Here is a 17,724-nt window from a genome sequence, read left to right as displayed (position 1 = left end):
TAAAAAACTGCTGTTTATTTTCATTTTCGCGTACAATAAAAAAGCCGCGATCGTTAATTCGATCGCGGCTTTTTTCTGAAAAAAATCAGATCACCTGTTACCGGGATGGATGAAACCATCGCCGCGATCGGAGAAAAATATCTATATCATCTATCGAAACGCCCGCAAATCGCAGAGTGATTCGGCGCAACGGCAGATCTTGCATGCTGTATTTCCGAGCGATTTTCATGAGATGATTTCCAAAATTTAGTTTTAAAATCTATTTATTAATGGTTGTAATTCCAGCCAAATCGTAATAATGAATTATGCAAATTGCAACAAATAAATTTAATTCTTTTTTTCACGATATCATTTGCGGTTGCTCGTTGCTGCCCGGAGCGGATTTATTTGTGGTGCTAAATATATTAAATTTATAGCCGTTACGGCTCAGTAAAAAATACACAAACACTCCTGCAATCAGTGGAAAATAATGCAGGAAAAATCGCCACATCAATGTTAGTGATGTGATCAGATTTTCCGGAACCATGCTTTTGAACAACAGAAAAAACGCCGCTTCCGCTCCGACAGTTGCGCCGGGCGTTGGGGCAAGACCCATCAATGCGAACACCACAAATTGATGATATATGACATCGACAACATCGTACGCCACACCGTTGTATGAGAGCAATACGAGAATTATAGCATATCGCCCGAGCCACTGAACACTGGTGATCACCAGGTTTATTCCCAAAAACAACTTGCCGTCTGTCAGAATTTTTCGCAGCGTTGAAAAGAATGTTCGAATGTGATTTGTAATTTTTGCAACCCGGTTAATCAGCCTATTTTCGGAGTTGCGATTGCTTCGGAAATGGTTCAGCAGCAGCCAGACTGTCGCGATTATCAACAACAAAAGCGTTGTGAAAATTACCACAGACAGGTTAAGATTATCGAATATCGGCAACAATAAATCAGCAATTTGATCCGGTTTCAGACAGATAACCAGCACCAGAAAAGCCATAAAAAAGATGTAATCTTCGATGCTGCCGAGCAGTGTCAGCAAGGTCGCTTCGGTTCCGCTGAAGCCTTTTTGCATAAGCAATGCCAGTTTCGCGGGACCGCCGCCGAGCGATGTGGGACTGACTGCAGCACCCAAATCCGTACCTACAGCGATGCGTAACGAATCGCGCCAGGTGATTGTTTTTTTTAGATATATCGACCACAATCGCATCCGGAATGCATGGGTAAACCAGGTGAGCAAACTGAGCGGAACGAGCAACCACCAATGCTGCAAAAATACACCGGAAACCTGTTTCAGCACCGGCGATTCACCGCTCCAAAATAGCAATCCGATATTTAATACAACACCAATGATGATCGCAGCAATCATCCAGTTAAATAAATGATAAAATTTCGAACGTTGTTTTTTCGTTTTCATTGGGTAATTCTGTTTCATTAAGCTGCGGATTTGACAGACAAATTATTCGGAATCAATAATGATTCGTATAATTCAAACAGTCGGCCGAAAGTGGATTCCCATGAGTAATTTTTTTCGGCATGCAACCGGGCGAAACGCCCCATTTGCTCACGATCCGCCATCATCATCCGCACCATTTTTTCGCGCAAATCGGCGACATCATCAACAGCGGCGAGCATTCCGTTTTGCGGTGATATCCGCTCCGGCAGCGCACCGCCGTTTACGCCGATGACCGGCAAACCTGCCGCCTGCGCTTCGGCAACGGACAACCCAAATGTTTCAAACGGACCTGCGGTAACATACACATTTGCAGCAGAAAGCAAGTCTGCAAGCTCTTGTTTTTTATCAACAAACGGGAGGATAATTATCCGAGGGTTCCGTTCGGCAATCGCCAAAAGCCTGGGTTTCAGCACGCCATCGCCAACCAACACCAGCTTTGCCGGATAGCTGTCGGGAATGCCGGAAAAGGCTTCAGTCAACACATCTACCCGTTTCTCGGAATCGAATCTGCCAGCATAAATAAACAGCACTTCTTCCGGCAGAATTTGCAACCGTCCGCGAATGCCGTTGCCGTATTTCGGGGCTGAAAATTGTTGAAAATCTACGCCAAAAGAAATGCGGTGAATGTTGTCCACACCCAATTGCTCCAGTCGGTCGGACACAATTTTGGATGCACAAATCGTCGCGTCACAGCGATTGTACAGGCTGCAGACATACGACCTCGCACTGTTAAAAATCAACGGATTCAGAGATTTGATCCCGATTTTATCAGCAAATAATCGCGGATAAGCTGTTGAAATATCAGTATGATAGAACCCCAAAACCCGGCTGCGCCGATGTGTCCGAAAACGCAAAGCCGACCACGCCATAAAATACGGGTCGGCAAATTCGATAATGTCGGGTTTTTCTTTTTCGAGGACTCGGTAAATTTTATCCATTCGCCACAATAATCGATACGGCGCACATCCCGGAATCACCGGCGACTGGATCGTGTAAACAGACATTTCGCTTTTTCGCGTGTAGCTATCGCGATCGCCGGCAGTAATTAGCACATGCTCGCAATCCGAATGGAATTGGATAAACTTTTGTTTTTCTTTGATATAGGTTCGTATCCCGCCACTGCTCTCGTTAAACGATTGGGTGATATCGCAAATCTTCATAAATTGAGTCGTTCACTTCCTATTTTTGATTGAAATTTGTTGCCAACCATTTTTTCTGAAATACCGGTGCCAAATGTTTTCCGGAATTACGTTTAGAAACAAATACTCGGCTATGGCTAAAATGATAATTTTCAATTATTTGTTGATAATCAGTCAACAATTGGCGATTGACCGCATCCCACGAAAATTGCTCCGCAAATGATCGCGCATTCATTCCCATCTTGATTCGGAGCGGTCGATTGTCCAACAATTTTTCTACGCACAAACACAAATCCACCGGCGAATTTGGCTTTGCCAAATAGCCGTTAATCCCTGTTTTCACTAAACTTGCGGGCCCACCGGCATTGGCAGCAACAACCGGCAAACCGGATGCGAATGCTTCCAGAATCACATTTCCGAATGTTTCCGTAGTTGATGGAAAAACAAAAATATCTGCCGAAGCGAACCATTTCGCCAACGCCTCGCCACTTTGGTGTCCGGCAAAAACCGCGTTTTTCAGCTTCAAACGGAGCTCTTTTCGCATCGGTCCATCACCGACAATCACCAGTTTGTGCGGTAAATTGCGTTGCTCCAGAATTTTTGCCATTTTGATCAGATCATCCAAATCTTTTTCTTTGACCAATCGGCCGACGAACAATAATACCGGTTTTGTTCCGGCATCGATGGATAATCTCAAATCCACATCGTATTTTGCGGGCGTAAACCGGTTGATGTCGATACCGCGAGTCCACAATTTCAACGATTTTACACCCTGATTTTTTAGCATTTCGATGATGTTTTCTGAAGGGGCAAATGTTGCATCACATCGGTTGTAAAACCTGGCAAGTGTTTTTTCCGCAAGCTTTTCGAATGCCCCTGCGCGATAATACCGGAAATATGATGAAAAGTGTGTGTGGAAACTGGCAACAACCGGAACATTCATTGACATCGCCAGTTTTTGCGCATAAACGCCCATAAATGTTGGACTTACAGCGTGAATAATATCGGGTTGAAACGCCCGAACAAATTGGGCAATCCTGCTAATTTGGGGCAAACCGAGCCGGTATTGCCGGTACAGCGGAAATCGCACTGAGGGAATTTTAATCACCCGGCTGTTCCAGCGATAATTTTCACCCGGCTGGAATGGCGATATCATTTGGAACTGAACGTTGTTCGCTAACAACGAATCTGCCAAACGGCACATGGTGTGGCTGACGCCATCTGCAATGGGTGGCAAGCTGTCTGCGAAATAAACCACTTTCATTGGATACCCCTTTCCAAAATTCAATTTTGATACCCGCTCAAACCAGAGATTGAAAAATTATGGCAAGCCATACGCCCATCGCGGCACTACAGATGCCGAGAATTGCGCCCATCGCCACATCCCCCGGATAGTGAACCCCGAGATATACCCGGGAAAACCCGACAGAAAAAGCCCATAAATAAAGCAACAGCGAAATTTCCGGGAATATCTGGCTGAACAGGGTTACCATCAGAAAAGCAGCGGAAGTGTGCCCGGATGGGAAACTGAATTTGTCCGGCGGAGCGATCAAATTACGGACACCCAATTGTTCGAATGGACGAATGCGTTTGACATTGTTTTTGACGAGGTAATAAACCGGGCGTTCAATTGAGAATGCTAACAGTGCTGAAGTTAACAATGTGAGCGTATTTAAACCTGGATTAGCTGCCGTCATTAATCCAATAAAAACATAGAGATAACCATCTGCACTTTTCGTTATGAAAATAAACAGGCGATCAGCCAGCCATTTACCATTCAGCGTAAAAATTTGATGAAACAGTGCGCAATCCCAATGGTGCAGATTTTCAGCGATTTTCATTTTGCCTCCGAAATTTTTTCATCGGCAGTAATTTAATCGCCCCCGGTTGCTCAATGATTGAACCGGAACTGTCGTTCAGATACAGTTATATTGCATTTAGAAGTGAAGGCTTGTAATTAAATAGTATTGATTTGCAACAAAAATTGCAACATATGCAAAAAACCGTTGTTTATGTTAACTTTTTGTAAACAACGGTTTAGACATGTTTTCGGCTGGATTATTTTTTGAGGTATTATTTCACAACAAAAAAACAGATTCTTCGACAGCGACGAAGGCATTACTGAATAATTGTTGCGCCTGGTTTTGGATGTTCATCAAATCTTCGTCGCAATGGTTGGGATCGTGATGGATGAGCATCAATTTTCCGACATTTGCCAAACTGGCAACATCGCAAGCCATTTGGTAGGTGCTGTGTCCGTAACCCTGATTTTGTGGATATTCATCGGTTGTGTACTGGGCATCGTGAAAGAGCAGATCTGCATTTTTCGCAAAAGCAATCAACCGCTGGTCTCCGCCGATAAATCCTTCCGTGTCATATGCAAATACAGCGCTTTTGCCTTCAGGGGTTTCCAGCCGGAAAGAATATGACCCGCCTTTCGGGTGCAAAAAATTTCGCATCGTTGAAATTTTCAACAACCAGTTTTCAGCCATCGGTTCGTTGACCGGTTTTTGGATAAAACCGGTATCGTTAAAGTAAACAACCAGATTTTCAGCAATCTGATGAAAATGTCGCTGAAATGCGAGTTCACCAAAATCGAGCGGAAATAACGGTGGATGGATCAACTGTGTGAATGCCCGCTCTACCGTCCAGTTTAGTATTCGCGGTGATAAAAAGTGGATCTCACAGCGATTATCGTAGGCTGGCGGAAAATAGGGAAAGCCTTCGAGATGATCGAGATGGAGGTGTGAAAAAAATAGGTGAAGTCTATATTTTTCAGGAGGTTGCGAGAAGCGGGTCAATTCTTGCTGAATTTCCGAACCGCAATTAATGATGCCTGTTCCTGCATCAAAAATAATGGTGTGTTCACCAATATCTGCACGAATGCAAATTGTGTTTACACCGATTTTACTCCTAAATCCTTTTGTGGGCGTATAGCTACCTCGCACGCCATACAACTTAATGCGCAGTGGATTCCGATCCATTGTCGCTCCCTGGTTTTACGTCCTGTTCGTAGCCACGTGGAGCAGCGGTTGACTATGAGCGAGATTCCAAACGGTTGATCCGATCACGAATTTCTGCTGCGCGTTCGTAATCTTCTTTTTCTACAGCTTCCTGCAATTCCCTGCGCAGTTGGTCCAATCGGTTTTCTTCAGAATCTATCTGTTGTTCACTTATGTTCTGGAACTCTTCATCGCTGCTGAATGCACCTTTATTCATCACTTCTTCTTTAATGAAAATGGGCACATTTCTCCGTACAGCTAACGCGATGGCATCGCTGGGTCGTGCGTCAATTTCCATAAGTTCGGAATTGCTTCGCAATTCGATCAGCGCATAATAGGTGTTGTTCCGCAAGTCGGTGATAATAACCCGCTCAATTCGGGCTTTCAACGCATCCAGTGTGTTCAAAAACAGATCGTGAGTAATTGGACGAGGCGGTGCAACGTTTTCCAAGCCAAGCGCAATAGACGATGCTTCATTATCGCCAATGATAATCGGCAATGTGCGGTCTCCGTTGATCTCTTTTAAAATTACCCCACTGGTTTGAGCCTGGGTCAAAAACAATCCGTTTATTTTTGCCTCAATCATCACGAACCTCAAAAATTATGATTTCGATTCAGTTGCTACCTGATTCATATTCGAAATTATCGAAACATTCATTAATTAACCGGGAAATAAATTGTAACGATTGATGGCTTTTATCCGGATATCAATTAATTTTGTGTTACAGCTGTGTAGCATCCAAATTAAATTCATGTGTTAATTAACATTAAAAAAATATCAAAAAAAGCGACTGCCATCAATTTTGTAATTTTTTTTGATTCAATCGTAAGCATAATCATTTTTAAATCGCTGGTCAAGCAAGAAGTTACTGAGTGCCAATAAATTATTGACTTAGGACTTCTTCATAAAGCTTGATGTATTGCTTCATTATGGCATCGGAATGAAAATTTTTAATTGCGTGGTGCTGTGCATTTTGAGATAACTGCGAAAGCAAATCCGGGGTCTGGATTATTTTCAATACATGATTGCTCATTTCCAATACATCGCCCACGGGTGCAATATATCCGGTTTCGCCGTGAATATTCAGCTCCGGCAAACCGCCGGCATTGCTGCTGATGCAGGGTAGCCCGCAGGACATCGCTTCCAGCGCTGCCAACCCAAAACTTTCGTTTCCACTGGGCATCAGAAAAATATCTCCGACATTCAGCATGCAATACACATCTTCTTGTTTCCCGAGAAAAAATACATCATTCTGCAAACCGTATTTTCGCACCAATTCTTCGGCATGGGAACGCTCCGGACCATCGCCGATCAGCACCAGTTTTACCGGCGTTTTTTCTTTTACCAACCGGGTAATTTCGATCGTATCCTGCACCCGTTTTACCGGACGAAAATTGGAGAGATGGGTTAAAATAGTTTCGCCATTCGGTGCAAATTTTTCGCGCAGGCAGCGGCAATCTTCTTCGCTGCTGTGCGGGCCGTCGATAAAATTATAGATCACCCGAATGGGAATTTCCGGCTCAAAAGTGCTGATGGTTGCTTCCCGCAAAAAATTGGAAACCGCGGTTACCGCATCACTTTTATTTATGCCATATTGCGTTATTTGTTTATATGAAGGATCTGCACCCACCAATGTAATATCTGTCCCGTGGAGCGTTGTTACCACTTTCAGGCGATGGCGGGATTTGATCATATCCCGCGCCAAACAAGCTGAAACCGCATGCGGGATGGCGTAGTGAACATGCACCAAATCCAGATTATTATTGGTTGCAACTGTCGCAATTTGTGTTGCCAGCGCCAACGCATATGGCGGGTATTCGAATAGCGGGTATTCCGGCACTTTCACTTCGTGAAACATAATGTTGCTGAAAAATCCCGATAACCGGTACGGCAACGCATAGGATATAAAATGTATTTCGTGTCCGCGGCGGGCTAAATTTTTACCAAGTTCTGTAGCTACAATACCGCTACCACCGTAGGTTGGATAACAAGCGATCCCAATTTTCATGCTGTGTTCAATGTTTCTGTGTAGGCAACCACCCGGTTGCGTCCATTCTTTTTGGCCTGATAAAGTGCTTTGTCTGCATTTTGAATCAAATCTTCCTCACGAATTGCGTCATCCGGAAAACTTGCGACTCCCAGGCTGATGGTTAATTGCCCGCTTGGCTGAATTTCTTCCTTATAAAATGATGCATCTTCCACTTTTGCGCGAATACGTTCGGCCAGTTTTATGGCACCCTGTTTTTCTGCACCAGATAATATTACGGCAAATTCTTCACCACCGTAGCGGGCGACAATATCGTTATCCCGAACGGATGTTTGCAATATTTTACTCACTTTTCGCAAAACATCGTCTCCGGCGGGATGTCCGAGTGTGTCATTATAATTCTTAAAATAGTCAACATCAAGAATCAACAAAGAAAGTTGCGATCCATCGCGGCGGGCGCGGGAAATTTCTTCTTTGATACGCAGCTCGAAAAAGCGGTAATTGTGCAGACTTGTCATCCCATCTGTGTATGACATCGCGCGGATATTTTCATAAAGCGTGGCATTACTGACCGCAACTGCCAGCATGTTGGACACAATACCGAGCGTTTCCAGCTGATCGAGTGAATATTCTTCATCTTTAAAATTGGGTCCGAGACAGAGCAAACCGGTTAACTCATCGTTTTGATACAGTGGCGAGAGCACCTCGATATCCAACTCGCGGAGTTGCGGAACCACATCGCGAAATTCTTCGGATATATTGCGTATCTGAAATGCTTTTTTAATTAACTCCATGTAATGAATCAATTTATCGTGCCGGTGAAGCAACAGTTTTCGCAAATCGATATTGCGAATTCCACGCGCATCAACGACGCGAAACGTATCTGTTTGCTCCGGATCTACGAGCAGCAGCACTGCCGATTTTGCGGTAAATATCCCCAGAATATTGATGAGCGCATCTTTCACTAATTGTTCAAATTCCAATTGCCCCATCACTTTATAACTGACTTCGAAAATGCTGCGAAGGTCGTAAATTTTTTTCTGTAATTGGCGATTGGTATCGACCAACACGTGATTCAACCGGTTAATTTGTTCGCTGGCGTCATTTAATTCTTTACTTTTGTGCATTAGCCGGTCCTGCAAGCTCTTTAATCTCAACATGTTGCGTATTCTTGCTTCCAACACGTCAAATTCAAATGGCTTGGTAATGTAATCATCAATACCGGCTTCCAATGCAGCAACCACATCGCGGTCATCACTTTTTGCAGTGAGCATAATGATAGGCAAATACGATTGCATTTCCATATTACGGATTCGTTTGGATGCGCTGATACCATCGAGCGATGGCATCATCAAATCGATCAATACCAAATCCGGCTCAAATTCTCGGATATGCGTAACAGCATTCTGGCTGTCTTCGCAACTTTCCATCACATAATTCCGCCGTTTGAAATAGGTTGCCAGCAAGCGGTGCACGGACGGATCATCATCGATTACCAGAATTTTGGGTGTAGTCGTTTCATTAAGCATGTTTACATCCATTAGCTGACGCCTTTTTCGTAAGTTTCCGCTTTAATTTTTATCACAAATGTTGTATTTTACGCGCCTTAAAACGTTGATGAATGGGAATAATGGCAATGATTTTTTTTAAAAACAACTGCAAAAACGCTCTGTTAAAATTACTAATATCGGGCATTTGGGTATTGACCTTTACAATAACTTTATCCTGCAGCGGTGACGGCGACCCCACCGAACCGGGAGAAAGCCGTTTTCCTGCAAAAGATTTGAGTTATTCGCTGCATATTCAGCCGATATTTTCACAAAATTGTTCATTTGCACCATGTCACGATTCCGGCACGCGCGCCGGTGGACTGGATTTGCAGAGCGAACCATTAAATTTTTTAAGCAACTCGGGATTAGTGGTTTTGCCATTTTCACGGACCCAAAGCTTGCTGTACGAATTGCTCTTTCAAAGCACTCAAAATATTTCCCGCATGCCGCCCAGCAGCGCACGCCTGGCTGATGATGAAATCGAAGCCATCGGTCAATGGATTGATGAAGGTGCATTACCCAACTGATTGCCAAATTTTCGGTTCCAATATTTTTATTCATCAAAGTTCCGATTATTTACATTTTGCTAAACATGACAATACTGAGGCTACAAATAAAATGAGCAAAATAAAACCGCGCATTTACAAAGGAACCCGCGATTTTTTACCCGAACAAATGGTGCGCAGAAATTACGTTATCAACATCATCAAAACGGTTTTCGAAAAGTTTGGTTTTGAACAACTGGAAACCCCGACTATCGAAATGTGGGAAACCCTTTCCGGTAAATATGGTGAAGAAGGTGACCGGTTGACCTATCGCTTTACAGATCGCGGCGATCGCGAAGTCGGTTTGCGCTACGATCTCACCGTGCCGCTTTCCCGGGTTGTGGCGATGTATCCGCAATTGCCAAAACCATTCAAACGCTACCAAATTCAGCCCGTTTGGCGGGCGGATAAACCCCAAAAAGGGCGCTTCCGGGAATTTTATCAGTGTGATATCGACACCATCGGCAGCGAATCCGTTTTGGCGGATGCCGAATTACTCGCCGTCACGTCGGAAATTCTGACCCGTCTCAACTTTCCTGCATTCAAAATACGGATCAATAGCCGAAAAGTACTCACCGGAATTGTGGAAGCTGCCGGTGTAAACCCGGATTTGGCAACCGAAATCTTCCGTGCCATCGATAAACTGGATAAAATCGGACAAGATGGCGTTGAGAACTTACTCAAAGATTTAGCCATCGGAGATGACGCAGTTCAAAAAATATTGAATATTTTGAATATTTCCGGAGAAAATGCGGAACGACTGGAAAAAGCACGCGACGGACTTGCAGATAGCAACATCGGAATCGAAGGCGTTGCGGAAATTGAAAAACTGGTCGATTTGCTTCGCAGCTTCGGCATCCCCCGGAACAACTATTTGTTCGACCCCTGTTTGGCTCGAGGGCTCGATTATTACACCGGTCCCATTTTCGAAACCATTGTTGAAGAACCGCGAATCGGCAGCATCACCGGCGGCGGACGGTACGATAACCTGATCGGCATGTTCGGCGGAAACGGCTTCCCGGCAACCGGCAGCTCGATTGGTCTGGAACGTATCGTTACTGTAATGGAAGAACTGAACATGTTTCCGGACTGGCTGGGAACAACTACCGAAGTGCTGGTAACCGTTTTCGCAGAAGAATTTCTCCCCTACTCCATCCACATTACCAACTTGCTGCGCGATTCGGGAATCAACACCGATTTATATTCCGGAAACGCAAAACTTCGCGGGCAATTTGGACTTGCAAATGACAAAGGCATTCATTTTGTTGTTATCGCCGGACCGGATGAGCAGGAAAAACAAACCGTAAATATCAAAAATATGATCAACGGAAAACAGGAATCGTTGCCGTTAAGCGGATTATCCGCATATTTGAAACAACACCTTTCTGTCAACAAAAAGCAATGATTTTCCGTATTATTTCTGCATATTTTTTCAGTTTTTACGGATATTTTTGGATTATTGGACATTAGCACTTTGAAACATTGGCAAAGATTTTTAAATTGATCCTTGCCGATTAACGAATTCGGAAAATCAATATGAAAATGAGAATATGGAGATTTATTCTCCCAATTCTATGCTTGATACACTTTTCACTTCTGGCGGATAGCTCCGCTTCGCTTGTTCAACTGGAACGTTTAATTGCCACGCTAAAAATACATCTCGGTGATGTGTTGTATCCCGATTTGTATTCCCGATTTCAGAATGAACTGGAACGATTGCGGGAAGCAAACGCCGCTTCATCCGATCCGACCCAAATTGACGCGCTCACAAACGATCTCCAGCAGTGGACAGAAATAGCTGCCCAAACCCAAAAAGCATTATCCGATGTGCTGGAAGCGCGGGAACGCGCCATCAATATCGGTGCGGAAAATTTATCGACCAACACTTTCCAAAATGCGGAAAAATCGCTGCAAAGCGCCGCAGAAAATCTGCAAAATCAACGCAACACCCGTTCCGCACAAAAAGCCCGCGATCTCTATCAACAGGCTGAGCAGGAAGCGATTCGCGATAAATTACTCGGCGAAGTGCGCATCCTCCTCCACGAGAGCGCCGAACTTGGCGCAGAAACGGTGGCGCCAAACCAGTTTCAAAAAACACAGCAGTTGCTTCGCGATGTGGAAAACTTGCTATCCCGCAAAAATCCGCCGTTTATGCAGCTTACTCAAAAAAGCCAGCAGCTCATCGAAAATGCCCGCCAGCTGTTGTTTTTGGTGCATCAGTTAAAACCGCTGCAACATTCAAACATCGCCCAGGAAACCTTTTTGACAGATTTGCAAAGCGAGTTCCGCATTTTGGCAAAAGATCTGTTTACAACCATTCGGTTTGATGAAGATTTGTCAGCTGTATTCAAAGATTTGCGGGCTGCGATTGCCAATGTGCAACAACAAAATCAGGATTTGATCCAACGAAATGCCGAATTGATTGAAGAAAATCGTATCTTGACGCGCGAACTTGCGGCACATCTCACGGCTTCAGCGCGGCAGGAATTGTTGCAGGGAAAAGTGGAACGGATGCTCGCGCGGTTTCCCGGAAAAATTGAGCAGCAAAACGGTTTTCTGTCGCTTAAAATGGATTCTGTAAAATTCAATCCAGGCTCATACGATTTGTCGCCGCAAAGCCTGAGCAGCTTAAACGACGCAGTTCTGTTGCTTAACGAATTTTCCGAATCGCCGGTGATTGTCCGGTATGTGCAAGTTTCTTCGGAAAACCTGATTCAGGTTCAGCAATTGGCAAACTGGCGAGCAGAAACAATTTGTGAATATTTACATCGGATGGACGTTTATTCATCGCGGAATTATCAACCGTTAGGCTTGATTTACAAACCCGACAGCAATAGCGGGACAACCGAAAAGCTGGAAATTTTGATCGACCTGCAACATTATTACAGCATCAGCACTTCCGAACTGGAAAAAGTGGAGTAAATCCACTTTTCACCGTATCACAACTGCCGAATTCTTTGCTCAAATTTCTCCAAAAAATATTCTGCGTGCGATGTTTTCAGCGTTAACGGCGGCAACAGTCGAATGGTATTTTTGCCAGAAACACCAGTGAAAATACGCTCCTCAAACAGCAACGCTTTGCGCAAATCTGCGCAAGGTTTTTCCAATTCCACACCAATCATCAATCCGTGCCCGCGAACTTCGCGAATTGCACCGGACATTTGCTTCAGCGATTGCAGCAGAAAATCGCCGGTTTTTTGGGCATTTTCGATCAGATGTTCGGATTCGATAACCTCCAAAACGGCGAGTCCGGCGGCACATGCGAGATGATTTCCGCCAAAAGTTGTGCCCAGCATCCCGTGCCACGCCTCAAATTTTGGATGAATCAACACACCACCAATCGGGAAACCGTTGCCCATTCCCTTTGCCACTGTGATCAAATCCGGTTGGATTTCTGCAAATTGATGGGCGAAAAATTTCCCGCTGCGACCGTATCCGGATTGCACTTCGTCGAGAATCATCAGTGTGCCGGTTTCGTCGCAGCATCGGCGAATGTTCTGCAAAAAATTATTTTCCGCAACCTGAATGCCGCCGACACCCTGAATTCCTTCAACAATAACTGCTGCAATATCATTACTTTGCAGCGCATTTTGAACCGCATCTGCATCGTTCAGTTTCAGAAAAATCACCTGTTCCGTTTCGTTAAACGGTGCGCGAATTTTGGGATTATCCGTTACTGCTACTGCGGCAGCCGTCCGCCCGTGAAATGCGCCGCCGAACGCCACAACTTTTTTTCGACCGTTGAAAAAAGATGCCAGCTTTAAGGCATTTTCAATCGATTCGGCACCGGAATTTGTCAAAAACAAATTGTATTCCGGATAGCCGGACAATTCGCCAAGCTTCGCCGCCAACGCATCCTGAATCGGCATGTTTACCGAATTGGAATAAAATCCGAGTTGGTTGAGCTGTTCCGAAATCCGCCTTACATAATCCGGGTGGGAATGCCCGATCGATATCACTGCGTGCCCGCCATATAAATCAAGATAGCGATTCCCGGCGTCATCCCAAACGAAAACATCCTCGCCGCGAACCGGCGCAATATCGTAACGTGGGTAAACATCAAATAATTTCATTGTTGATCCGATTTGTTAATGGGAATGTTGGAATTTTCAGAATGCGACCGGTTTCAGCTTTAGCCCGGCGGTTTCCGGCAGCCCGAACATCAGGTTCATATTTTGCACCGCTTGCCCGGATGCGCCTTTCACCAAATTATCGATGATGCTGACGATCAGCAATTGATCGCCATGTTTTTCGGTGTGTAAAATGGCGTTGTTGGTGTTCACCACCTGTTTCAAATCCGGGTTGATTTCGGACAATCGCACAAACGGGTGTTCGCTGTAATAATTCGCAAATAACGCCGCTGCTTCGTTCGATGCCAGATGAGAAGTGAGATGCACAGACGCCAAAATACCCCGGGTAAATCCGCCGCGAAACGGGATAAAATGAATGGCAGCATCCCAACCGCTTTGCAGCTGTTGCAGGCTTCGCCGGATTTCTGTTAAGTGCTGGTGTTGAAACGCTTTATACACCGAAATATTGTTGTTTCGCCATGTAAAATGAGTGGTTTCCGACAACGATTGTCCGGCACCAGTGGAGCCGGTAATCGCGCTGACGTGAACTGCTTCCGACAACTCGCCCGCCTTGGCAAGCGGCAACAGCGCCAATTGAATTGCAGTGGCAAAACATCCCGGATTGGCAATTTTGTGCGCCGTCCGGATTCGCTCCCGCTGCAACTCCGGCAGTCCGTAAACAAAGCCATCCGTTTCCGGTCGAAAATCCTGACTAAGATCAATAATTTTAACATGTTCGGCGTTGGCATTTTTCGCCAGAAATTCGGCGGCTTTTCCGTGACCGACGCATAAAAACAACACGTCGATGGCATCGTTTAACGTATCGGTGAACCGCAAATCGGTTTCACCAAACAAATCCGTGTGAACATCCGACAGCGCGTTTCCGGCATTGCTGCTGCTGTGAACAAATGCAACTTCCGCATTTGGGTGATTTAACAGGATACGCAGCAATTCGCCGCCGGTGTATCCAGCGCCGCCCACAATCCCGACCCGAATTGTTTTTTCAGAGATGTTCATAATTTTTTCATCGCCGGTTTTACGGTCAGTTTGCCATTGGACAACCGTTGACGCCGCAAAGTGATCACGCTCGTCAAAACCGCAACGAGTTTATTGCGCATCATTTTTTTCTGGAACGCTTTCTTTTTTTCTTCAGGATCGAACATCAGTCCGGTGCAAAGGCACATTTTGCGATCGTTGCGCATCAAAATGTCGTAATTACGGCAGGATTGGCAACCGTCCCAAAATTCTTTGTCGGTTGTCAGTTCGGAAAAAGGCACCGGCGAAAAACCGAGTTCCGTGTTCATTTTCATCACTGCGTGGCTGGTGGTGATGGAAAAAATTCGCGCATCGGGATATTTTTTCCGCGACAGCGCAAAAGACGCATGTTTTAACCGCTTGCCGAGATTTGAGCCGCGAAATTCCGGCTGAACAATCAGGCCGGAGTTGGCAACATATTTATCGTGCGTCCACGTTTCGATGTAAGTGAAACCGGCAAGCTGCCCGCTCGGTTTGTGAAAAGCGATGATCGCTTTGCCTTCCTGCATTTTTTTGGCGATATATTCTGCAGAGCGCCGGGCAATGCCGATGCCGCGAGCGCGGGCGCTTTCTTCGAGCATTTCAGCGATCCGTTCTGCGTATTTTTTATGATGATCATTGGCATTTTCTATCAAAAAATCTGATGCTGCAAACTGTTGTTCCGCTTTCATTGCGGTCTCCCAAGTTAAAATGTACAGGGAATTTAATTCACTTTAAATTAATAAAATACAACCCTTTAAAGGATATAAATTATACATAGGAAGTTGACAAATTTGTCATGTCGCGCTTTTTAGACCCATTAGGGCCTACGCGGGAATACGCGACGGGAAAGCGGAGCAAACGGGTTGAATGGTGAAATTTGGGTGGGGGAAACAAACAAATTGCGTGAAGTAGCGATTTGCCACATCCGGAAAATTTCAGAAAATAAATGTTGAAATAACCGATTCACACCAACTGCCTTTGTTTGTTTTTGAAGTCGCTAATATATGTTGCCGGAAAAGCAAAAACAAAACATTTCTCGTGATCTTGAATATTTTCGCAACATTAAAACATGCGTTTTCGCAACGGTTTTCCGGCTGATTTTCGCCAGCAGTGATCGATAAATGACTGCCCGCCAACGGGAATATCGCCGGTGAATGTTGGTGGCGCACCACGCAAATCGTACGAATCCCGGAATTCCGTTGGCTGGACGTCGTATTTCTGGCAATATTCAAAATCGATGACTGCAACTAAACCGTCATTTTTCCAGATCAGGGAATCCGGTTTGAAATCGAGATGGGCGTATCCGTTTTCGAATAAAAATTTCAGAAAACTATTGATTGCGGTAATCTGTTTTTTTCGATAGGAAATTTGCGTTTCGCCATCAACAAATGAGGAAATCAGATAATTTTCACCGTTTTCCAGCAGTTGCGGCACCGGCTGGCCTTCTGCCCCAAAATACTGTAAAAGCTCAACTTCGCGAGCCAAAAACCTGCTGCGCCCCGATTTGAATGTCTTCCGAACAGCCGTTTCACCGCGCCACTCGATCAGCTCAACTATTGCGCGCCGGGAGTATCGGCTAAGTTGACGGATCACCGTTTCGGGTGTTTGAAATTGGGCGATCATTTGGCAGATTTTTTGGCAAATATCATCATATTTTTCCGGAAAAAGCAGTTGCAAATATTCCCGGGCTTCGGCGTGATCGTCGCAGGCATGCAAAAAATTAACCTGTTGCGCCGGCGGCAGTTGGGTATTTATTGCATCCCGAAGCGACTGTTTCACCCAAAATGTGTTGGGATTGTTCAAAAAAGGGAGTTGCTTTTGCAATTTTCCGGGAATTTCCGGCGGGGTTTGATCGAGCGCCACAAAACACCACACCGGACGACCGCCGCAAACCGGATACGGTCCGCGATTCCAGTTGCCGCCGCGCAACCGGGTTGCAGCAATTTCCTGCTGATTTTCGGTGAGCGCCGCATCCAAAACAATTTCGAAACCCTGACGCTCGATTGTTTTGCGAATCAGATCGATGAGGTTATGTTTTTGCGCCCACTCGCGCACGAGAAAAACGGAAACCCGGGCATCGGTTTTCTGGTCATTTTCCCAAAAAGCCGCATCGGATCGCGGGTATTTTTTCAACAGCCAGGGGCTGTGGTTTTCAGCCAGTTTTCTCGCAAAATCCACCGGCGGCGCCCAATTGTGTTCGAACAGCGTTTTATCCAAATCCGTCAAATTATTCGGCATCGGTAATCCGGCAACTTCCCCGATTTTTTCCAATGCTCTCTGGTAATCATGATCAGAATTTTGGGCAAACTTTCGGTCATCTGCAGCAACAGGAAAACCCGATTTTTCCGCTTTGTGATACGCTGCGTGAAAACCCAAACTCAACCAGTGCAACCGGGAATCTGATGCAAAAACGCCGTTTGGCAACTGCAACCGTTTTCGCAATAATTCACCGGAAAGATGCGCCGGAAAATATGGCAACGCGATACGAAATTGGGTCCCGCTGATGCCGCTAACACTATAAATATCAAATAGTTGTGAATTGTTTGTTTGATGGGGCGAAAGCCATTTTTCCAGCTTCGCAATATCGTTGTCTGCGACCAGCAAATCGATATCTTCTCCCGGCTGTACATCCGGTAGCGATTCGAACCAGCGCAGCACGAGATAGCGGATTCCGTCCGCGTTCATCGCCGAAAAAAAGTCCGCGAGCGAGATACCCGGTTTCAAATAACGGCGCGGCTGATCGTGCGATCGCCAGCAGCGCATCGCCTGTTCCAAAAACCGCGTTTTCAAAGGTGAGTGGAATTGCAGATCCAGTCCGTTTGCCCATCGCAGCGGTGAAAAATAAATCGCTATTTTTTCGCCAAACATCCGGTTGAGCGCCCACCGCAGCAGTCGTTTTGTGGCGGTTAAAAAATGATAGTGAAAGCGATTCACGGGCGATTTTCCGGTTGATCAAACAT

General features: G+C 45.3%; 15 protein-coding genes. 3 read left to right on the top strand and 12 right to left on the bottom strand.

The features are described from left to right. Positions 1-340: 340 nt before the first annotated feature. The 8 genes from H6629_21240 to H6629_21205 form a co-directional block, all read right to left on the bottom strand. On the bottom strand, positions 341-1,414 hold the full coding sequence (locus tag H6629_21240; protein ID MCB9070309.1) for a flippase-like domain-containing protein: 1,074 nt from the start codon (positions 1,412-1,414) through the stop codon (positions 341-343). A 17-nt stretch (positions 1,415-1,431) separates the two neighbouring features. Then, a complete protein-coding gene (locus H6629_21235; protein ID MCB9070308.1) occupies positions 1,432-2,613 on the bottom strand; it encodes a glycosyltransferase in 1,182 nt (393 codons plus the stop codon). A gap of 19 nt (positions 2,614-2,632) precedes the next feature. Further along, entirely contained in the window at positions 2,633-3,856 is a 1,224-nt protein-coding gene (locus H6629_21230; protein MCB9070307.1) for a glycosyltransferase family 1 protein, read from the bottom strand. Positions 3,857-3,893: 37 nt separating this feature from the next. After that, positions 3,894-4,433 carry a phosphatase PAP2 family protein gene (locus H6629_21225; GenBank protein ID MCB9070306.1) on the bottom strand — a complete coding sequence of 180 codons (540 nt, stop codon included), beginning with the start codon at positions 4,431-4,433 and terminating at the stop codon, positions 3,894-3,896. Positions 4,434-4,670: 237 nt separating this feature from the next. Further along, positions 4,671-5,576 carry an MBL fold metallo-hydrolase gene (locus H6629_21220; GenBank protein ID MCB9070305.1) on the bottom strand — a complete coding sequence of 302 codons (906 nt, stop codon included), beginning with the start codon at positions 5,574-5,576 and terminating at the stop codon, positions 4,671-4,673. 52 nt (positions 5,577-5,628) lie between these two features. Beyond that, on the bottom strand, positions 5,629-6,180 hold the full coding sequence (locus H6629_21215; protein MCB9070304.1) for a bifunctional nuclease family protein: 552 nt from the start codon (positions 6,178-6,180) through the stop codon (positions 5,629-5,631). Positions 6,181-6,478: 298 nt separating this feature from the next. Further along, on the bottom strand, positions 6,479-7,603 hold the full coding sequence (gene bshA / locus H6629_21210; protein MCB9070303.1) for an N-acetyl-alpha-D-glucosaminyl L-malate synthase BshA: 1,125 nt from the start codon (positions 7,601-7,603) through the stop codon (positions 6,479-6,481). Next, positions 7,600-9,111 (bottom strand): diguanylate cyclase, encoded by a 1,512-nt coding sequence (locus H6629_21205; GenBank protein ID MCB9070302.1) that lies wholly within the window; start codon positions 9,109-9,111, stop codon positions 7,600-7,602. The genes bshA and H6629_21205 overlap by 4 nt, the downstream gene beginning before the upstream one ends. A gap of 173 nt (positions 9,112-9,284) precedes the next feature. Between H6629_21205 and H6629_21200 the strand changes: the two genes are divergently transcribed. The 3 genes from H6629_21200 to H6629_21190 all read left to right on the top strand — a co-directional run bounded on the left by H6629_21200 (position 9,285) and on the right by H6629_21190 (position 12,599). After that, complete coding sequence (locus H6629_21200; GenBank protein MCB9070301.1) at positions 9,285-9,659, top strand: hypothetical protein; 375 nt, start codon at positions 9,285-9,287, stop codon at positions 9,657-9,659. Positions 9,660-9,750: 91 nt separating this feature from the next. After that, complete coding sequence (hisS, locus tag H6629_21195) at positions 9,751-11,082, top strand: histidine--tRNA ligase (GenBank protein MCB9070300.1); 1,332 nt, start codon at positions 9,751-9,753, stop codon at positions 11,080-11,082. Between the two features lie 173 nt (positions 11,083-11,255). Beyond that, the gene (locus tag H6629_21190) at positions 11,256-12,599 is read left to right on the top strand and encodes a hypothetical protein (protein ID MCB9070299.1); all 1,344 of its coding nucleotides are present in this window, start codon (positions 11,256-11,258) and stop codon (positions 12,597-12,599) included. Positions 12,600-12,616: 17 nt separating this feature from the next. On the opposite strand, the gene H6629_21185 is transcribed toward H6629_21190, so the two are convergent. The 4 genes from H6629_21185 to H6629_21170 form a co-directional block, all read right to left on the bottom strand. Continuing rightward, on the bottom strand, positions 12,617-13,750 hold the full coding sequence (locus H6629_21185; GenBank protein MCB9070298.1) for an aminotransferase class III-fold pyridoxal phosphate-dependent enzyme: 1,134 nt from the start codon (positions 13,748-13,750) through the stop codon (positions 12,617-12,619). 36 nt (positions 13,751-13,786) lie between these two features. Beyond that, positions 13,787-14,764, bottom strand: a complete 978-nt coding sequence (locus H6629_21180) for an N-acetyl-gamma-glutamyl-phosphate reductase (protein MCB9070297.1) — start codon at positions 14,762-14,764, stop codon at positions 13,787-13,789. Then, on the bottom strand, positions 14,761-15,453 hold the full coding sequence (locus tag H6629_21175) for a GNAT family N-acetyltransferase (GenBank protein MCB9070296.1): 693 nt from the start codon (positions 15,451-15,453) through the stop codon (positions 14,761-14,763). Before H6629_21175 ends, H6629_21180 begins: the two co-directional genes overlap by 4 nt. Before the next feature lie 373 nt (positions 15,454-15,826). Continuing rightward, complete coding sequence (locus H6629_21170) at positions 15,827-17,698, bottom strand: hypothetical protein (GenBank protein MCB9070295.1); 1,872 nt, start codon at positions 17,696-17,698, stop codon at positions 15,827-15,829. Between the last annotated feature and the right edge of the window lie 26 nt (positions 17,699-17,724).

The sequence above is a fragment of the Calditrichia bacterium genome (assembly GCA_020634975.1).
In the GTDB taxonomy this organism is placed as follows: Bacteria; Calditrichota; Calditrichia; order RBG-13-44-9; family J075; genus JACKAQ01.
Note: the sequence above shows the minus strand (reverse complement) of the source record. Positions and strands in the feature narration are given on the sequence as shown.

Bases quoted from the DNA above. Each gene is read 5' to 3' on its own strand.
- H6629_21240 (MCB9070309.1), bottom strand. From the start codon at position 1,414: ATGAAAACGAAAAAACAACGTTCGAAATTTTATCATTTATTTAACTGG.
- H6629_21235 (MCB9070308.1), bottom strand. From the start codon at position 2,613: ATGAAGATTTGCGATATCACCCAATCGTTTAACGAGAGCAGTGGCGGG.
- H6629_21230 (MCB9070307.1), bottom strand. From the start codon at position 3,856: ATGAAAGTGGTTTATTTCGCAGACAGCTTGCCACCCATTGCAGATGGC.
- H6629_21225 (MCB9070306.1), bottom strand. From the start codon at position 4,433: ATGAAAATCGCTGAAAATCTGCACCATTGGGATTGCGCACTGTTTCAT.
- H6629_21220 (MCB9070305.1), bottom strand. From the start codon at position 5,576: ATGGATCGGAATCCACTGCGCATTAAGTTGTATGGCGTGCGAGGTAGC.
- H6629_21215 (MCB9070304.1), bottom strand. From the start codon at position 6,180: ATGATTGAGGCAAAAATAAACGGATTGTTTTTGACCCAGGCTCAAACC.
- bshA (MCB9070303.1), bottom strand. From the start codon at position 7,603: ATGAAAATTGGGATCGCTTGTTATCCAACCTACGGTGGTAGCGGTATT.
- H6629_21205 (MCB9070302.1), bottom strand. From the start codon at position 9,111: ATGCTTAATGAAACGACTACACCCAAAATTCTGGTAATCGATGATGAT.
- hisS (MCB9070300.1), top strand. From the start codon at position 9,751: ATGAGCAAAATAAAACCGCGCATTTACAAAGGAACCCGCGATTTTTTA.
- H6629_21185 (MCB9070298.1), bottom strand. From the start codon at position 13,750: ATGAAATTATTTGATGTTTACCCACGTTACGATATTGCGCCGGTTCGC.
- H6629_21180 (MCB9070297.1), bottom strand. From the start codon at position 14,764: ATGAACATCTCTGAAAAAACAATTCGGGTCGGGATTGTGGGCGGCGCT.
- H6629_21175 (MCB9070296.1), bottom strand. From the start codon at position 15,453: ATGAAAGCGGAACAACAGTTTGCAGCATCAGATTTTTTGATAGAAAAT.